The 15,645-nt window shown below is 32.5% G+C and carries 14 protein-coding genes; 13 read left to right on the plus strand and 1 reads right to left on the minus strand.

What is annotated here, in order from left to right; translation table 11 throughout:
* The first annotated feature begins 68 nt into the window (after positions 1–68).
* From L1276_RS23765 to L1276_RS23790, 6 genes are all read left to right on the plus strand, one after another.
* A complete protein-coding gene (locus L1276_RS23765) occupies positions 69–398 on the plus strand; it encodes a DUF4870 domain-containing protein (protein ID WP_253792188.1) in 330 nt (109 codons plus the stop codon).
* 501 nt (positions 399–899) lie between these two features.
* Complete coding sequence (locus L1276_RS23770) at positions 900–1,730, plus strand: STAS domain-containing protein (protein WP_253792191.1); 831 nt, start codon at positions 900–902, stop codon at positions 1,728–1,730.
* Positions 1,731–1,750: 20 nt separating this feature from the next.
* Complete coding sequence (locus L1276_RS23775) at positions 1,751–2,149, plus strand: STAS domain-containing protein (RefSeq protein WP_253792193.1); 399 nt, start codon at positions 1,751–1,753, stop codon at positions 2,147–2,149.
* On the plus strand, positions 2,130–2,546 hold the full coding sequence (locus L1276_RS23780; RefSeq protein WP_253792196.1) for an anti-sigma regulatory factor: 417 nt from the start codon (positions 2,130–2,132) through the stop codon (positions 2,544–2,546). The genes L1276_RS23775 and L1276_RS23780 overlap by 20 nt, the downstream gene beginning before the upstream one ends.
* Entirely contained in the window at positions 2,539–3,552 is a 1,014-nt protein-coding gene (locus tag L1276_RS23785; protein WP_253792198.1) for an ATP-binding protein, read from the plus strand. The genes L1276_RS23780 and L1276_RS23785 overlap by 8 nt, the downstream gene beginning before the upstream one ends.
* 5 nt (positions 3,553–3,557) lie before the next feature.
* A complete protein-coding gene (locus tag L1276_RS23790; RefSeq protein WP_253792201.1) occupies positions 3,558–5,174 on the plus strand; it encodes an ATP-binding protein in 1,617 nt (538 codons plus the stop codon).
* A 76-nt stretch (positions 5,175–5,250) separates the two neighbouring features.
* On the opposite strand, the gene nagA is transcribed toward L1276_RS23790, so the two are convergent.
* A complete protein-coding gene (gene nagA / locus L1276_RS23795; protein ID WP_253792203.1) occupies positions 5,251–6,372 on the minus strand; it encodes an N-acetylglucosamine-6-phosphate deacetylase in 1,122 nt (373 codons plus the stop codon).
* Positions 6,373–6,644: 272 nt separating this feature from the next.
* On the opposite strand from nagA, the gene L1276_RS23800 reads away from it, so the two are divergent.
* From L1276_RS23800 to L1276_RS23830, 7 genes are all read left to right on the plus strand, one after another.
* On the plus strand, positions 6,645–8,825 hold the full coding sequence (locus L1276_RS23800; protein WP_253792205.1) for an HAD-IIB family hydrolase: 2,181 nt from the start codon (positions 6,645–6,647) through the stop codon (positions 8,823–8,825).
* A gap of 123 nt (positions 8,826–8,948) precedes the next feature.
* On the plus strand, positions 8,949–10,466 hold the full coding sequence (locus L1276_RS23805; RefSeq protein ID WP_253792206.1) for a glycosyl hydrolase family 32: 1,518 nt from the start codon (positions 8,949–8,951) through the stop codon (positions 10,464–10,466).
* A 193-nt stretch (positions 10,467–10,659) separates the two neighbouring features.
* Positions 10,660–12,468: a type VI secretion system Vgr family protein gene (locus L1276_RS23810; RefSeq protein WP_253792209.1), complete on the plus strand. Its 1,809-nt coding sequence runs from the start codon at positions 10,660–10,662 to the stop codon at positions 12,466–12,468.
* Between the two features lie 26 nt (positions 12,469–12,494).
* A complete protein-coding gene (locus tag L1276_RS23815; RefSeq protein WP_253792212.1) occupies positions 12,495–13,496 on the plus strand; it encodes a hypothetical protein in 1,002 nt (333 codons plus the stop codon).
* 3 nt (positions 13,497–13,499) lie between these two features.
* The gene (locus L1276_RS23820; protein ID WP_253792213.1) at positions 13,500–14,174 is read left to right on the plus strand and encodes a hypothetical protein; all 675 of its coding nucleotides are present in this window, start codon (positions 13,500–13,502) and stop codon (positions 14,172–14,174) included.
* Positions 14,175–14,310: 136 nt separating this feature from the next.
* The gene (locus L1276_RS23825) at positions 14,311–14,808 is read left to right on the plus strand and encodes a hypothetical protein (protein ID WP_253792216.1); all 498 of its coding nucleotides are present in this window, start codon (positions 14,311–14,313) and stop codon (positions 14,806–14,808) included.
* Positions 14,809–15,540, plus strand: a complete 732-nt coding sequence (locus tag L1276_RS23830) for a hypothetical protein (protein WP_253792218.1) — start codon at positions 14,809–14,811, stop codon at positions 15,538–15,540. It begins immediately after the preceding gene.
* Positions 15,541–15,645 lie beyond the last annotated feature (105 nt).

The raw sequence follows: 15,645 nt of genomic DNA on the forward strand, positions 1-15,645 counted from the left end.
ATGACAAAGTGATGGTTTGGGCGCTGTTATATTGTATCTATTTTTGACCCGTAACAAATAATAGAACCATGAATAATAAAACTTTATCAATCCTGAGCTACGTAACCATTATTGGCTGGATCGTAGCCTTTGTACAAAGCAAAGACGCATCGCCAAAAAGTGATCTTGTAACCTATCACCTTAAACAAGGTTTTGGAATTTTTCTTTTCTCCTTAGTGGTGAATATTTTACTTTCGGTTATAGTTACAATAGTGCCTTCGCTTTACTTCTTAAGCTACATTGGTTATGTGATTTTCATTTTATGGATTTTCGGAATCATTAATGCTGCAAATGAACAAAAGAAACCCATTCCGGTTATTGGGCAAATGTTTGAAGGCAGGTTTAATTTCATTAACTAAGACTTCTATTTTACGCTTTAGGAGTGTTTTTTTGATTTTTTGAATAGAATTATTCTCTTTAGAGGATAATAAAAACAGATCAGTTCTATTGGGTTTAACTTGTAGTTCTCTCCATCATGATGCTGAGATGTTTTAGAATGCGGCACGAAATGCTGAAAAGAGTTCTGATTGGAAAGAGACAGTTTTAAACTGTCTCTTTTTTTTTATTTTAAAATTAATGACAAAAAAGGCATTTTATAATTTCTTTCAGTAGGATTAGCATACATTCACATACTGTCAAGTTGTTTTTTAGTTCTTGAAAATGGCAGGCTGATGTTTGGTTTGATTAAAAAGTATTGTGTTATTTTTGTTATTTTAACACTTTTTGTAATATCTTTTTAAAATCGTATAGTTAAAATTTTTAATGTTAATTTTTTTTATAAAATTTTGTTTTTAGTAATTCTTTTCCTAACACCAATTAAATAGTATATATTTGTTAGAGAAAATTCCAAATCAATAAAAATGCAGAACAACTTACTAAGCGGCCTCAAAGAGCACGAAAATAAATTACTAAAAATATGGTCTCAACTTTTAATAGAAGGCGGATCTGATGATGGAGCAGTAGAAGAAGAAGAATCAAAAGAATTTGCTTCATTATTTTTAAATGCTTTAGTTGTTTCAGGAGATTTGAAAAATTCGGAAGAATTTGAGAAAGTAGAGGACATTATTGTTGGGATTGCATCTTCAAGAGGAAAACGCGGCTTTTCTCCAAGAGAAAATGCACAATATCTTATAACTTTTAAACAAGCCGCTTCACAAATTCTTTCAGAGTTAATAAAAGAGCCTGCAAAATTATATGATGCAAACTTACAGCTGAATTCAATTTTAGACAATATGACCATCTTAACTTTCGAAGCTTTCATGCGAGGAAGAGAAGATGTTATATCAAGACAAGTTGATGAAATTAGCGAAATTTCGACTCCTGTAATTACAGTTTGGGAAGGTGTTGTTGCTTTGCCTATCATTGGAACTTTAGATAGTTCAAGAACACAAATTGTAATGGAAAATCTTTTACAGCAAATTGTAGATACCGGCAGTTCAATTGCGATTCTTGATATTTCAGGTGTGCCTGCAGTAGATTCTCTTGTTGCTCAGCATTTAATAAAAACGGTAAGTGCAACTCGATTAATGGGAGCAGAATGTATCATAAGCGGTATTCGTCCGGAAATTGCACAAACAGTAGTACATTTAGGAATTGACCTTACAGGTATTATAACCAAAGCATCACTTGCCAGCGCACTTAAAACGGCGTTTGATATGTTGCAGCTTACAGTTGTAAAGAGAAAAATATAGATTAGATTTTTATTATCAATATGGAAAGAATTCCTATACTTAAAATGGGAGATTTCCTGCTGGTTACGATACAAGTAGATTTGTACGATCAGCTGGCAGAAAATCTTGAATCAGACTTAATCAATGCTATTAGTAAAAATAGTTCAAAAGGTGTACTAATTGATATATCGGCAGTTTCTATAATTGATTCCTTTATGGGTCGTATTTTAGGAAACATAGCTGTAATGTCGAAAATAATGGATGCACAAACAGTAGTTGTAGGAATGCAGCCTGCTGTAGCAATAACATTAGTTGAATTAGGATTATCTTTAAACGGAGTTATAAGTGCCTTAAATGTAGAGAAAGGCATGGATCTACTGCGCTCAAAAATGCATATTAGCGAAAATGAAGAGCAGGATTATGACGACGATAACGAATAACAAAGAAGAAGCTTTTATTGTAAAAGAGCAAGATGTTGTACCGTTACGCAATAGAGTAAAGGAGTACGGCGTAAAAATTGGTATGAGCATTTTAAATCAAACCAAACTGATTACTGCAACCAGTGAACTTGTTCGTAATTTATTGAAATATGGCGGTGGCGGCAAAGTTATTATAGAATCCGTCAGTAATGGCCGTGATAATGGCGTGCGCGTAACCTTTATCGATAAAGGTCCCGGTATAGCAGATGTAGGATTAGCTATGAAAGATGGATACAGTACAGGAAAAAGCTTAGGCTTAGGATTACCTGGCACTAAAAGACTTGTCAATGAATTTGATATTAAAACAGAACTTGGAAACGGTACAACCGTTACTATAATAAAATGGAAAAATGGGTAATACGTTTTCCAGTTACAAAATTGATGACCGAAGCCTTATTGCTTTTATAAAAAGAGAAATTCATAACCTTGCACTTCAATTAGGATTTACTACTCACAGAGCTGGTGAAACTGATATTATTGTGGCAGAATTAACTTCGAATCTTATAAAATATGCAAACGGAGGAGAGCTGCTTTACAGAGCCAATGTAGAAGAAGGACAAAATGAAATAGAAATTTATTGTCTGGATAATGGAATTGGAATTGAAAATCTTTCCAAAATTATGAATGATGGGTATTCGTCATCGAATACGCTGGGACATGGCTTGGGATCTATTAAAAGGTTAAGTAACGATTTTCAAATTTATTCAATGAAAAATTGGGGCTGTGTGCAGTATGTAAAAATTTGCGAACAACCTGATTTTCGTTTACCGCCTTTGCAAAAAGGACTAAATAATGCAGTAATTGCTGTAAATTATCCGGGTGAAAAAGTTTGTGGAGATGCTTATCATATTAAATTTTTAAAAAGAGGTTTTCAGATATTTGTTGGAGATGGTTTAGGTCATGGAGAAAATGCAAACGAAGCAGTTCAGCTCGCTGTTAAAGCTTTTAAACAGTCAGTAGAGTTTGAACCCGATGCTATTTTAAGAGATATTCACAGCGTAGTAAAAAAAAGCAGAGGATTAGTCGCGACCATAGCTTCAGTAGATTATAAATCAGAAATTTGGAGTATTTGCGGTATCGGAAATATTAATACTCGTATTTACAACGGATTAGAAAATAAAACATACACACCGTATAATGGCATTATAGGCCATAATATACCTCGTACTTTAAATAATACTATTGTTCCTTACAAAAAACATCAGATTATTGTAATGCACAGTGATGGCTTGCGTACCAGATGGAATTTAAACGATATGACTTCTATTTTTAAACAAAGTCCCAATTTAATTGCATCTTCTTTACTAAAGGAAAATATAAGAGGAACAGATGACGCAACGATTCTTGTTGGAAAAATAATTTAAGAACCATGAAAGAGATCATAAAAATTAATCTTGATAACGAAATGGACTTAATTTTAGCCCACAAAAGATGCATGAAAATTGCTGAAATGTGCGGTATGCCTTCTTCTTTTCAAACTAGATTTTCGACAGCAGTTTCAGAAATTGCAAGATGTTCTATTGCAAAAGGTAAGGACTCTTTGCTTGTACTTGGAATAAATGTTATAAAAGCTGCTCATAAAGAGATAGTGGCTATTATTACAGATACGATAGATTTAAAAAACTGTAATCCGGATGCCTTTATTTATGCATCAAAAATTTCTGGAAATATCGAATATAGTTTTTATAACAATCAATCTACAACAAAAATTAGTCAGCTCGTGGCATCTCCCGGATTGCTTTCGGAAGCTAAAATAAAAGGTTTAATTGATTATTTTAAATTTGAACCGCCTTTGTCTCCTTACGACGAAATCAGAAAGAAAAATATAGAACTGATTGCGCTTTCAGAAAAACTCGCCGAAAGTGAAGATAAATACAAACAGTTAGCCAATACCATTCCTATTTTAATCTGTGTAATCAATGAGCGCAGCAACGTTCTTCTGGCAAATGAATCACTTGAAAGTTTTTTAGATTTTCCACTTTTGGCTTTTGATAAAAAAAATCTAAATAATTTTGTACATCCAGATGATATTCAAGGCGTTTTAGATGGCTGGAATAAAGCAAAAGCCAATCGTTCTGTATTTTCAGGAGAAATGCGAATTAAAAGTAATTCAAATTACATATGGCATTTGGTTTCGATATCTCCAAACAGAGCAGAAGATGGAACTTTTAGCAGCTGGCTTGTTTATTTTGTGGATATTCATGCACAAAAAATGATTGTTGAAACACTTAAAGATAACTCTGAATTGAAATTGATTCAGAAAGAACTGGAAAGCGCCAACTCAAAACTGGTTTTTAAAAATAAAGAACTAGAACAATTCGCCTACATTGCCAGTCATGATTTGCAGGAACCACTTCGAAAAATTATGATAATGCTTTCACGCGCGGGACAGCATTTGAGCGAAGATCAAAAAAAGGAATATTACTTTGACAGAATAACTCTCGCGGCAGGAAGATTGTCTAATTTAATTACAGATGTACTTAATTATTCGAGAGTAGATAATAAAAACCAGCAATTTCAGGAAGTAGATCTTCAGGGAGTTCTCACTGAAATTTTGGGTGATTTAAGTCTGGTGATAGAAGAAAAGAATGCCATAATTAACATCAATCCGCTTCCTAAAGTTTTTGGACTCGATACTCAGCTTCGACAATTGTTTTATAATTTAATTAATAATGCACTTAAATTTAATACTTCTCAGCCGTCTGTAACCATTTCTTCGGCAGAAAATGCGCATAATAATCAATTGGCGGTAACAGATAATTATCATATCATTTCAATCGAAGATAACGGAATTGGTATGGACAGCCAATATTCGGATAGAATTTTTGATATGTTTCAACGTTTGCATGAACGTGATAAGTATGGAGGAAATGGTATAGGACTTGCTTTATGCCGACGAATTATTGAAAATCATAACGGAATTATTGATTTTACAAGTAAACCAGGAGAAGGAACTATTTTCTGGATTTATCTTCCAAAGAAATAAATTTGATATTATAATCATATTAAAAAGCCTTTAAAGTTTGATTTTAAAGGCTTTTTAATTGAATATTATTTCTGGATTATGCAGTAAAATTTAAAGTTTCTATTTCTGATAAATCATCGTTGAACTTTACAAAACTGGCAGGAAATCCTGCCTTTATCTTTCCAATTTTATTTTCCAAACCAATGGCACTTGCCACCCTCGATGCAGCCATTTTTAGTGCTTCATCTGCAGAAACATTTAAATGATTATAAGCGTTTTGTACAGCTTCAAGCATCGAAATTGTGGCACCGGCTAAGTTTCCGTCTTCGTTTCTGTAAAAACCGTTTTCTAAATGGGCATCAAAATTATCCCATTTAAAGTTTTCGACTTTACGTCCCAGAAAAGTAGCATCGCTGATTAAAAAGAATTTTTCCTGTTTAAGTTTGTACGCCACTTTTGCGGCAGCATAATCGCAATGCGCACCGTCTAAAATTATAGGAGCATATACCTTTTCATTTTCAAAAACAGCACCAACCAAACCAGGTTCACGATGGCCAAACTGTGTCATGGCGTTAAATAAATGGGTAACGAGATTAATTCCTTTAGAGAAATAATGCTGTGCTTCTTTATAACCCATTGTAGAATGTCCTGCTGAAATTGTTATGCCGCTTTCAAGAAGCATATTTAATTGTTCATCAGTAAAACATTCCGGAGCAATGGTAATTACCTTTATAACATCTTTTCCGTATTTGATAATCTCTTCAAGTTCCGCATTTGTTGGTGTACGAACCTGATCAATACTATGTGCACCGCGTTTTAAAGGATTTAAAAATGGCCCTTCTAAGTGCATTCCAATTACACCATTATTATGTTTGTTTATGTAATCACGAGTGGCTTCAATTCCTTGTAAAATAGTTTCTTTAGATGATGAAATTAAACAAGGAAGTACGTGTGTCGTTCCATATTTTAGACTTGAATCGTAAATATCCTGAATCGTTTCTTCGTTGGGACTCTGGCTGAAATAATGTTTTTCTCCTCCGTTTATCTGAATATCTATAAAACCGGCACCAATATGTTTTCCTTGCAAATCGATCGATTCAATATCATTTGGAAGCTCTTTTTGTATCGAAAGAATAGTTCCATTCTCGATGATAATGATTTGATTCTCGATTATTTCCTCACCAGTATGTATTATGGCATTAACAATTGCCTGTTTCATTTTTGTTTTTATGTAAATATTATTATGTAAAGGTATAAATGTGACCACAATCTTTTCTATAAATTTAATTTAAAAGCGCAATTAATGGCTTAAAATAGAAAATGAAAATATATTTTTTGAGGACTAATAATTAGTTTAAGAAAGGATAATTATTTAATAAATCAAATGCTTCAATTGATTTTGATGTGGGAACTATGTAAATTTAAAATGGAATTATTTCAATTATATCGCGGCGGGCATAGTAACTTGACCTTTTAAACAACAATGCAAGAATGATGAAAAAATTACGAATATCATTAATTAATATACACGGACTTTTAAAAGGGTCAGGTCTTGAAATAGGAAAGGATGCAGATAATGGCGGACAAACGAAATATGTATATGAACTGGCCGAATTTTTATCGCAGCATAAAGATGTAGAACATGTACATTTATTTACAAGATTGATTGATGATCCGGCGCTTTCACCAGAATACGCTGTTCCTGTTGAAATAGTTAATGAAAAATTGGATATACGCCGAATTCCGTTTCTCGGAAAAAAATACAAACCCAAAGAGCAATTATGGGAAGGACTTGACACTTTTGTAAATGGAGTTGTACAGCATATTAAAGCACATAATATTTTTCCGGACTGGATTCATTCACATTACGGCGATGCGGGATATGCTGCAGCAGAATTATCAGCAGTTTTAAATATACCTTTTGCGCATACAGGACATTCGCTTGGCTTTTACAAAAAGAAAAAACTGCTCGAAAGCGGTTTAAGTGAAGAAGAACTTGATAAAAAATTTAAGTTTAAGGAAAGAATTGCTGCCGAAGAAAAAACATTAGAATTATCTGAATTTATTGTTACTTCGACAGAACAGGAAATAGAAACCTACAAAGTCTATAAAAACTTTGAATTAGGAAAATACCACGCTATTTCTCCCGGAATTGATACAAGAAAATTTGCTCCTTATTATTTTCAGGAAACTGATATTGACAAGCAAATGGAAGAAACGCAGCGAAAATACTGGGTTTCTGAAACGATTTCTAAATTCCTGACCAATCCGCATAAACCTTTTATACTGGCGCTTTCAAGACCAGACCGACATAAAAATCTTCATACACTTATCGACGTTTATGGTAAAGACAAAGAATTGCAGAGTATTGCCAATTTGGTCATTTTTGCCGGAATCCGTAAGGACATTGCCAAAATGCCGGAATCTGAAAAAGACGTTTTAACCGATTTATTATTGCTGATGGATAAGTACGATTTGTATGGAAAAATGGCAATTCCAAAAAAACATGATGTCGAAAATGAAGTTTCCATTATCTATCGTTATGCAGCCGAAAAACGAGGCGTATTTGTAAATCTGGCCTTGCATGAAAACTTTGGTTTAACCGTTATAGAATCGGCAAGTTCTGGACTTCCTGTAGTGGTTACTAAAAACGGCGGACCTTCAGAAATTATTCCGGTCTGTCAAAACGGAGAATTAGTAGATCCGCAAGACGAAAATCAAATTAAAAAAGCCCTTCGAAATATTCTAACCGATGAAAATCAATGGAAATATTATTCGAATAACGGCGCGATAAACATTCAAAAACATTACAGCTGGCTGAGCCATGTTAATCAATATGTTGAATTGGTAAACGAAAATCTTTCTTTGTCCTCGGGCTCGGGAATAAAAAAACTACATTATCCCAATATTAATGTTGATCGTTTAAAAAGAAAAATTGATCATTTATTGGTTTCAGACATTGACGGCACGCTGATCGAGCCAAAACTGAACAATCCGGGACTGAAGGAATTAAAAGCGCATCTTGTAAACCGTACTGATAAAATGGCTTTTGCAATGGCTTCCGGCAGAAACCTGGCGCTTGTAAAAAAAGTTATTGACGAAGAACAATTTCCACTTCCTGATTTTATAATTTGTTCTGTTGGTACAGAGATTTATTATACCAACGGTAAAGATTATATTTTAGATAAAGGCTGGGCTAAATTCTTAGCTGGAAGATGGAAAAGAGACGATATTGTAAATCGTCTTAAAGAAATAAAATGGATTAAACTTCAGGAAGAGAACGCCCAAAATCCGTATAAGATTTCCTATTACTATGAAAAAGAACATTACAATCATGAAGAACTGATTCGGGTTTTAGGAACAGGCTGGTACAAAGTAAATATAATTCCGAGTCACGGACAGTTTCTGGATTTTATTCCCAAACGGGCTTCAAAAGGAAATGCCATAAAGTTTTTATGCCGTAAATGGGCCATTCCGTTAAGTAATGTAATTGCTGCCGGAGATTCAGGAAATGATATTGATATGTTTAGAGGACCGGTAAAAGGGATTATAGTAGGAAACCGAAGTGCAGAACTGGCAGAATATGAAACAAGCAAAAGTATTTATGTTGCCAAAACCTTTGCTTCCGAAGGGATTTTAGAAGGATTAAAACATTATAAAATAATTAAATAACCATGTTGGTTTAATGTGAAAAAATCAACACATGGATAAATAGAAACATCTTTTTCAACTAAAAAAATCTATGTTTCTATGTGTTTTAAAAAAAAAATAACAACCAATTAAATAAGTAATAAAATGTATTCAGGATCAGGATTCAGCAACTGGGAAATAGGAGACGTTGATATATTTATAGACGAAAATGGAATTCATCATTTATTTCACTTGATTATTCCCAATCACGATTATATTGCGCACGCAGTATCAAAAGACGGACTTTCTTGGAAAAGGGTAAAAAATGCTCTTTGGGTAGGAGAACCGGGCGAATGGGATGATGATATGTTATGGACGATGCATGTGAGTAAAATATCGGGTGGAAAAGGATATGAAATGTATTATACAGGACTCAAACGTCAGGACAAAGGAATTGAACAGAAAATAGGAAGGGCAGTTTCTAAAGATTTAATTATTTGGAAAAAAGAAAATTTACACGGATTGCCCTTTAAAAGTGAAGCGCCGCATTATGAAGGCCCATCCAATAATCCGAGGGAATGGATTAGTTTTCGTGATCCTTTTAAATACCATTATAAAGGAGAAGATTACCTGTTAATTTGTGCCCGAAGCGCTTCCGGACCAACTTATAGACGCGGTTGTATTGGTGTTGCGAAACTGGAGAAAGAAGGTTTTGTACTTCAAAAACCACTTCATATTCCGTATGTATATGATGATGTTGAATGCCCTTGTGTGGTCGAAATTAAAGGTTCGCATTATCTTTTAGGTTCGATTAGAGAAGATATTAAAGTGAGATATTGGATGGCTCCTGATTTTAAATCAGAATATTGTGCTTTTCATAATAATGTATTGCTGCCACAAGGAAATTATGCGGCGAGGGTTGTAAAAGACGGCGATCATTTTTTACTCTATAATTTTTATTTTGCAGATGGAAACGTAAATACACATCGTGTAATTCCGCCTCCAAAAGAACTCGATATTGATAAAAGCGGAAGACTTTTGCTGAAGTCATATCATCATTGGAACAATTTATACCAAAAGACCATAGAGCAAAAAGATCTTCCTCAGCCGCTTCCGATTTTGGGAAACCCAACTGCCGAATTTGAAATAGAAAATGAAAGCAAATGGAGATTTGGCTGCAGAAGCGGTTATGAAATTTACTGCTTCGAAAAACCATCAATGGATTTTGTCTGGGAAGGAACTTTATCTGTAGAAGGAATGGGGAAAACCGGATTTGTAATTGAGTGTGATAAAGAAGGTACAGGATATTATATTTCAATAGACTTTATGAATGGTTTTGTGCAGTTTCGAGCTTGGGGATTTAATGAAAAAGATGTGAAGAATAATTTCATTTTTGAAAACATTCAGACTAATCAATTTGAGATTCACGAAAACAAGCAGATTTATTTTAAGATAATTCGTTACGGAAATTATTACGAACTTTCTATAAATGATATTGTGAAACTCACTTTGCTGGATTTTAAATACAGCGAAGGAAAAATAGGAATCTACGTTTGTTCTGCCGTAGTGGCTATTACAGATTCACAAATTCACTCAATTCCGGAACCCGAAAATGAATATGCTGCATCTGACCCTGATAAATATTTGAAAGATTATATGAGAATTACTCAGATTCAGAATTAGGTTTCAAAACAAAAAACTCCCATTATTGAACTGCTCCCAAAAAGTTAGATACTATTTGGGAGTTTTTTTTAAGTTGAATTAGCAGCTTTTTTAATATACCTTATTCTGTTACAATAAAACCTTTTAGCGGCTATTTCTGAAAATTTGTAAAGATATGTTTACAAGTATATTAATTACTAAAAAACATATTCTTATGTCACAATTTTCAGAACAAGTACAAATTTCTATAGAAGGTTTTACTCAAAATGTTATTTATTATAATTTTGAACTGTCTCAAAAAATGGCAGACCATCATTATTTTTCTTTCTTTTGGCAGTATACCGGAAAACCAATTATAGAACCTCATGATCAGGAAAAAGCTTTTAGCAATTATATAGGCAGCGAAGTAATTTTTACTTTTAAAGTAAAAGGCATCAGACTAATGTCTAAAGGAAGAATTACAAAATTAGGTTCTCTTGACGAAGACGGAAGCCCTGCCGGCTTACTGGTATTTGGAACCAGCCATACTATTGCGCTTGACGACAGACCAAAATCCAGAATTTTCCTCGAAAAGAACTTACAGCAGATTGGACTCGAAATTTTTGCCGAAGAAAGTTCTGGAGAATTTTATCAGCGTGAATCTATCGTACCTACTTATACCAAAGAATTTAAATTTAAAACTCAGTATAACGAGACCAATTTTGATTTCCTTAAACGTCTTTCTCAACGATATGCGCAATGGTTTTATTTTGATGGAATGCGTATGCAGTTCGGGAAAATTAAAAATACCGATATCAGGATTGTAAACGAATCTTCACTTCATAAATTAAATATTGAAGCAAATTTAATTTCGCAAAAAGCTTCGTTTGGCGGTTACGATTATACCAATGCTTCTAATATAAAAAATGGTGCCGAAAAAACCACACAGGGAAGCAGAGACAGATTTGCCTCGATAGCTGGTTTTAAACAGCCTTATATTGTGCGTCCGGGGTTAGAAAATGGCGCATACACCAACAATGCCCAAAACAAAGCTGAAATTGAAGAAATGGTAAAAATGCAGACTGCGGGTCATGATGCCAACAGTATATTTTACAGCGGTACCTCTTATTTTCCCATTGGACTGGGACAAACTTTTACCATAGAAAACAAAACAGTAGAACATCATTTACTGGCAGTTGAAATTGTACACCGCTCTGAGGTAAACGGAAATTATACCTGCGATTTCAAAGCTATTCCTGCCGATGTTACTGCTCCGCATTATACCAATGTAAATGTATTTGCCATAGCCGAAAGCCAGTCAGCTGTTGTGATTGATAATAACGATCCCGAAAAAATCGGACGTATAAAAGTACAGTACAATTGGTATACTTATGCTTCTAAAAGCGAATGGATGCGCGTTGCACAATCGTACGGTGGTTCAGGAAAAGGAAATTATTTTATACCCGAAATCGGCGAAGAAGTTCAGGTAAGTTTTGAAGGCAGTAATACCGACTGCCCATACGTATCTGCCTGTTTTTATAACGGAATGGAAAAACCAGATTTTTTTGATCCCAAAAATTTAATTAAAGGCTTAAAAATGAAATTTGGGCAAATGCTCAAATTCGTTGAAAAAGCAGGAATCTGGCTTTCTGACCCAAGCGGAAATGAAATTCATTTGGATGAAGAAACCAAAAGCACCACTTTGACGGTTCCGGAAACCTTGACTCTTAATTGCAAAAACTTAGTCATAAATGCTACTGAAAGTATTATAACGAATGCCGGAACTAATATTCTCGAAACTGCAGGTATAAATAAAACTTTACAGGTTGGAGGAATTATGGATACACAAGTTACAGGAGATAATCTGCTTCATGTAAAAGGAGCTTTTCATGAACAAATTGATGGTGATCTTCATTCTGAAACAAAACAAGATAGAAATACTATAAGTCATTCTGATTTTACTTCGCAAAGTAATGAAAATGCTGAATTTCACTCAAAAAATGATATTCAAAATAATAGTACCGAGGATACAACACAAAATTAAAATTATTAAATTGAAATTAAAAGAATATGTCTAGAACAAGAATTGTAAAAGGAAAAATTACTGAAATTACAGGCGGAACTTCAAGAATTTTTGCAAACAGCATTAAAATTAATTCAGGAGGGAGCATAAATTATTATGCTAAAAATTATACTTACGGTGAACCACAAGAACCGCCTGTATCGAAATTTTTACCTAGAATTTTATATGTAAATGGGCATTTTTATAATGAGGATGGAACTTTTGAAGGAAAAGTAAATGAAGTAGAAAATGAAGGAAGCGTGGAAGATGTTTATGTTTGTGATGGGAAATCAATTTTTAAAAATGAAAAAGGAGAAGAAAGTATTACATATAATGATATTCAGATTTTAAAAGAAAATGATATAAATATAAAACATGGAGAGTTCATTAATAATGCCTATCTTGTTTTTCATGAAGCTTCGATTGCTGGTAATAAAGAGACTGCATTATGGATCGCACATACAGTCAATAATGCTTTGAATTCTAAATATAGAAAAGGCAAAAACACATTCAATCAATTATTTAAAACTGGTTATTCATCAGTAAAAGAATTGGATAAAGTAAAAATTATTCCAACAACCTCAAATAATGAAGCTCATTGTTTTGCACGTTCAGCTATGATAAGCGTATTAAAGGGAAATGAAGATCCTACAAGTAAATCTTATTTTTGGGATGGATTGGATTTATTCACTAGAAGTGGAGATCTGGATCATCCAAAATTCAAACAATATAGGAGTGTTAATATTACGAAAGCTCATTTAAATTTAGCTATTGATTTTTGGAATGTTGATTCCAATAAAGCTAAAGTAAATAAAAATGCAAAAATAAATTCTATTTTTTCAAAAGAGGAATATCCTCTCAAAAATACTGCAGATGGAGTAATTTTAAATGAAGGTGGTTTTTTTTCTGGAGCGAGAACAGCTTCACAAAATAATAAAGCGGTACACGAGAGTTTAAAATCAACAGGTTTTAAATCAGGAACTTTATTTTGGACAACATTTAAAATTTAAAATATGAAATTTATTAGTCTTATATTTCTAATAGGAATATTTTTTACCTCATGTGATAGAACTGAAAAAAAAATTAAAGAAAATAATAATGTTTTAAAAGATACAATTAAAAAACCTATAGATATTTCTTTATACAAGAATTGCTTACAACAAATTCAAGGTTATAAAAATAGATATGGGATTACATTTTCAAATTATTATAAGGATTCTTTTTTAAGTTTTGATTTTGATAATGATAAATTAATTGATACAATTATTGTTTTAAAACCTTATCACGAAATTGATGCTGATTGCTTTACTAGTAATACTGACTTTGATTTTCCCATACTTTTAATTAGTAAAAATGTAAATAATATAAGTAAAATTTTAAAAACATATGCAAACGCTTTGCAGTGTAATACGCCTGTTTATTATGAAGAGATAAGTACTAATAAAGATGGTTTTGTTATCTCTAAAGATATTACAGGAAACAATGGTTTTTATACAAAGACTTATGTTGTGTTTAAGTTTAATGACTTTTATATAGATAGTATAAATGTTCAATCATGGGGACGACTACAATATAATAAAACACTAAAGTATAATGCCAAAATTTTTCCCTTTTCAAAATTTAAAAGAACAGATGTTGATTCTATTCGAAATATCTTAGATGAAGATTTTGATTACAATAAAAGATGATCAAAGCTATAATTACTGGTAATTGTTTGATGTATTACTAAACCGCGGACAGGAAACTTTTTCGTTGACAGACGCTTATGGAAACCTTACTACAGAATCCAGACATGGTTATGGCACATTCTAGCCTACTAATGCGATGCACGACAGTATTGCTTTTCCTGAAAAACCGAAAGAACCGAAGGAGCCAATAAGGTCAGATTTTCAAAGGGAATCGGAATTCAATAAAAAGAAAATAGAATATCAAGAGGATCTAAAAAAGTATGAAATTGATAAGATGAATTACGATATAAGTAATCAACTAAAAAACAATCCTACTCAGGATAAACCAAAAAAACCTGAGCCCCCTGAGAAATCAAAATATACTACTGATGAAGAATATGAAAAGGCTAAATTACAACACCAAAAAGACCTGGAAGCATACAAAATAGACAAGTTTAATTACGATATAAGTAATAAATTAAAAACCATACCTACTTTTCACCACCTAGAGGTTGTATATGATAAAAATAATAAAGTTAGTCCAGAAAGACTTGAAACTTACCTAAATGCAGGACAGTCTGAACGAGGAAAATTATTAAAGGAATTTTATTTATTAGAAGAAAAATTTAAAAATGATGCAAATAAAAACAAATAAATGATAAAAAGAATAATAATGTCAATGATTGTATGCTCTATAATAGCTTGTAGTTCATATAAGGAGAAGAAAGAAAAAGAAAGAAAAAATCATAAAGCTTATGTTAATTATTTAATTTCAAGAAATATAGACACAATAAAAGCAAATGATCTTGATTTTTATGATGATTTTTTTGAATTTAAAAAACAACAAAAAAATCATTTTTTGTTGAATCATAAATATTTAAAGACTAATAAAGTATATGTTTATCAAGGAGACAAAGTAATCACTTTTTGTGTTTATGCAGATAATGGCGAATTATACATAGCAGAAATAAATAAAAAAAGAGATGTATTTTTAGAAGACCCAGAAAACGGAAAAATAAAATTAAGCGAAAGGGTCAATCTTATTTCATTAGGTATTTTTGAATTAGAAAACAATACCATCAAAAATACACGTTACGAGAAAACTCTCCGTAAACAATGGTATGATTGTAATGTTGGAATCGTAAAACAAGATACAATCACAATTGTAGAAGATTACAGAACCAATAAGTACGGAAGTTACAAGAAAAAATGGCTTACAAAAACTCTCAAAACAAATTATAATTTAATTTATCAGCCCGATTTGAAAGCAACAAAATTTAAAAATGAATTTGGTTTTGATTCTTATTTTATTGAAGGTTCATTTAATTTTGAGAGAGACATGAAAGAAGAAAAAATGCTGGAACTTATAAATAGTAGAGAGTATTGAAAATCTAAATATACTTTTTCCCGATCGCGCGGATTTGCAACCAAAGAAGGGGTTGAAATTAATTCAAACGGAAGCTGAATATAAAGAATGGAAACACAATAGTTT

This window comes from Flavobacterium sp. HSC-32F16 (assembly GCF_024171645.1).
Classification (GTDB): Bacteria; Bacteroidota; Bacteroidia; order Flavobacteriales; family Flavobacteriaceae; genus Flavobacterium.

Coding starts and splice junctions, on each gene's coding strand:
- L1276_RS23770 (WP_253792191.1), top strand. CDS start 900: ATGCAGAACAACTTACTAAGCGGCCTCAAAGAGCACGAAAATAAATTA.
- L1276_RS23790 (WP_253792201.1), top strand. CDS start 3,558: ATGAAAGAGATCATAAAAATTAATCTTGATAACGAAATGGACTTAATT.
- L1276_RS23805 (WP_253792206.1), top strand. CDS start 8,949: ATGTATTCAGGATCAGGATTCAGCAACTGGGAAATAGGAGACGTTGAT.
- L1276_RS23785 (WP_253792198.1), top strand. CDS start 2,539: ATGGGTAATACGTTTTCCAGTTACAAAATTGATGACCGAAGCCTTATT.
- L1276_RS23830 (WP_253792218.1), top strand. CDS start 14,809: ATGATAAAAAGAATAATAATGTCAATGATTGTATGCTCTATAATAGCT.
- L1276_RS23815 (WP_253792212.1), top strand. CDS start 12,495: ATGTCTAGAACAAGAATTGTAAAAGGAAAAATTACTGAAATTACAGGC.
- L1276_RS23820 (WP_253792213.1), top strand. CDS start 13,500: ATGAAATTTATTAGTCTTATATTTCTAATAGGAATATTTTTTACCTCA.
- L1276_RS23780 (WP_253792196.1), top strand. CDS start 2,130: ATGACGACGATAACGAATAACAAAGAAGAAGCTTTTATTGTAAAAGAG.
- L1276_RS23810 (WP_253792209.1), top strand. CDS start 10,660: ATGTCACAATTTTCAGAACAAGTACAAATTTCTATAGAAGGTTTTACT.
- L1276_RS23825 (WP_253792216.1), top strand. CDS start 14,311: ATGCACGACAGTATTGCTTTTCCTGAAAAACCGAAAGAACCGAAGGAG.
- L1276_RS23765 (WP_253792188.1), top strand. CDS start 69: ATGAATAATAAAACTTTATCAATCCTGAGCTACGTAACCATTATTGGC.
- L1276_RS23775 (WP_253792193.1), top strand. CDS start 1,751: ATGGAAAGAATTCCTATACTTAAAATGGGAGATTTCCTGCTGGTTACG.
- L1276_RS23800 (WP_253792205.1), top strand. CDS start 6,645: ATGATGAAAAAATTACGAATATCATTAATTAATATACACGGACTTTTA.
- nagA (WP_253792203.1), bottom strand. CDS start 6,372: ATGAAACAGGCAATTGTTAATGCCATAATACATACTGGTGAGGAAATA.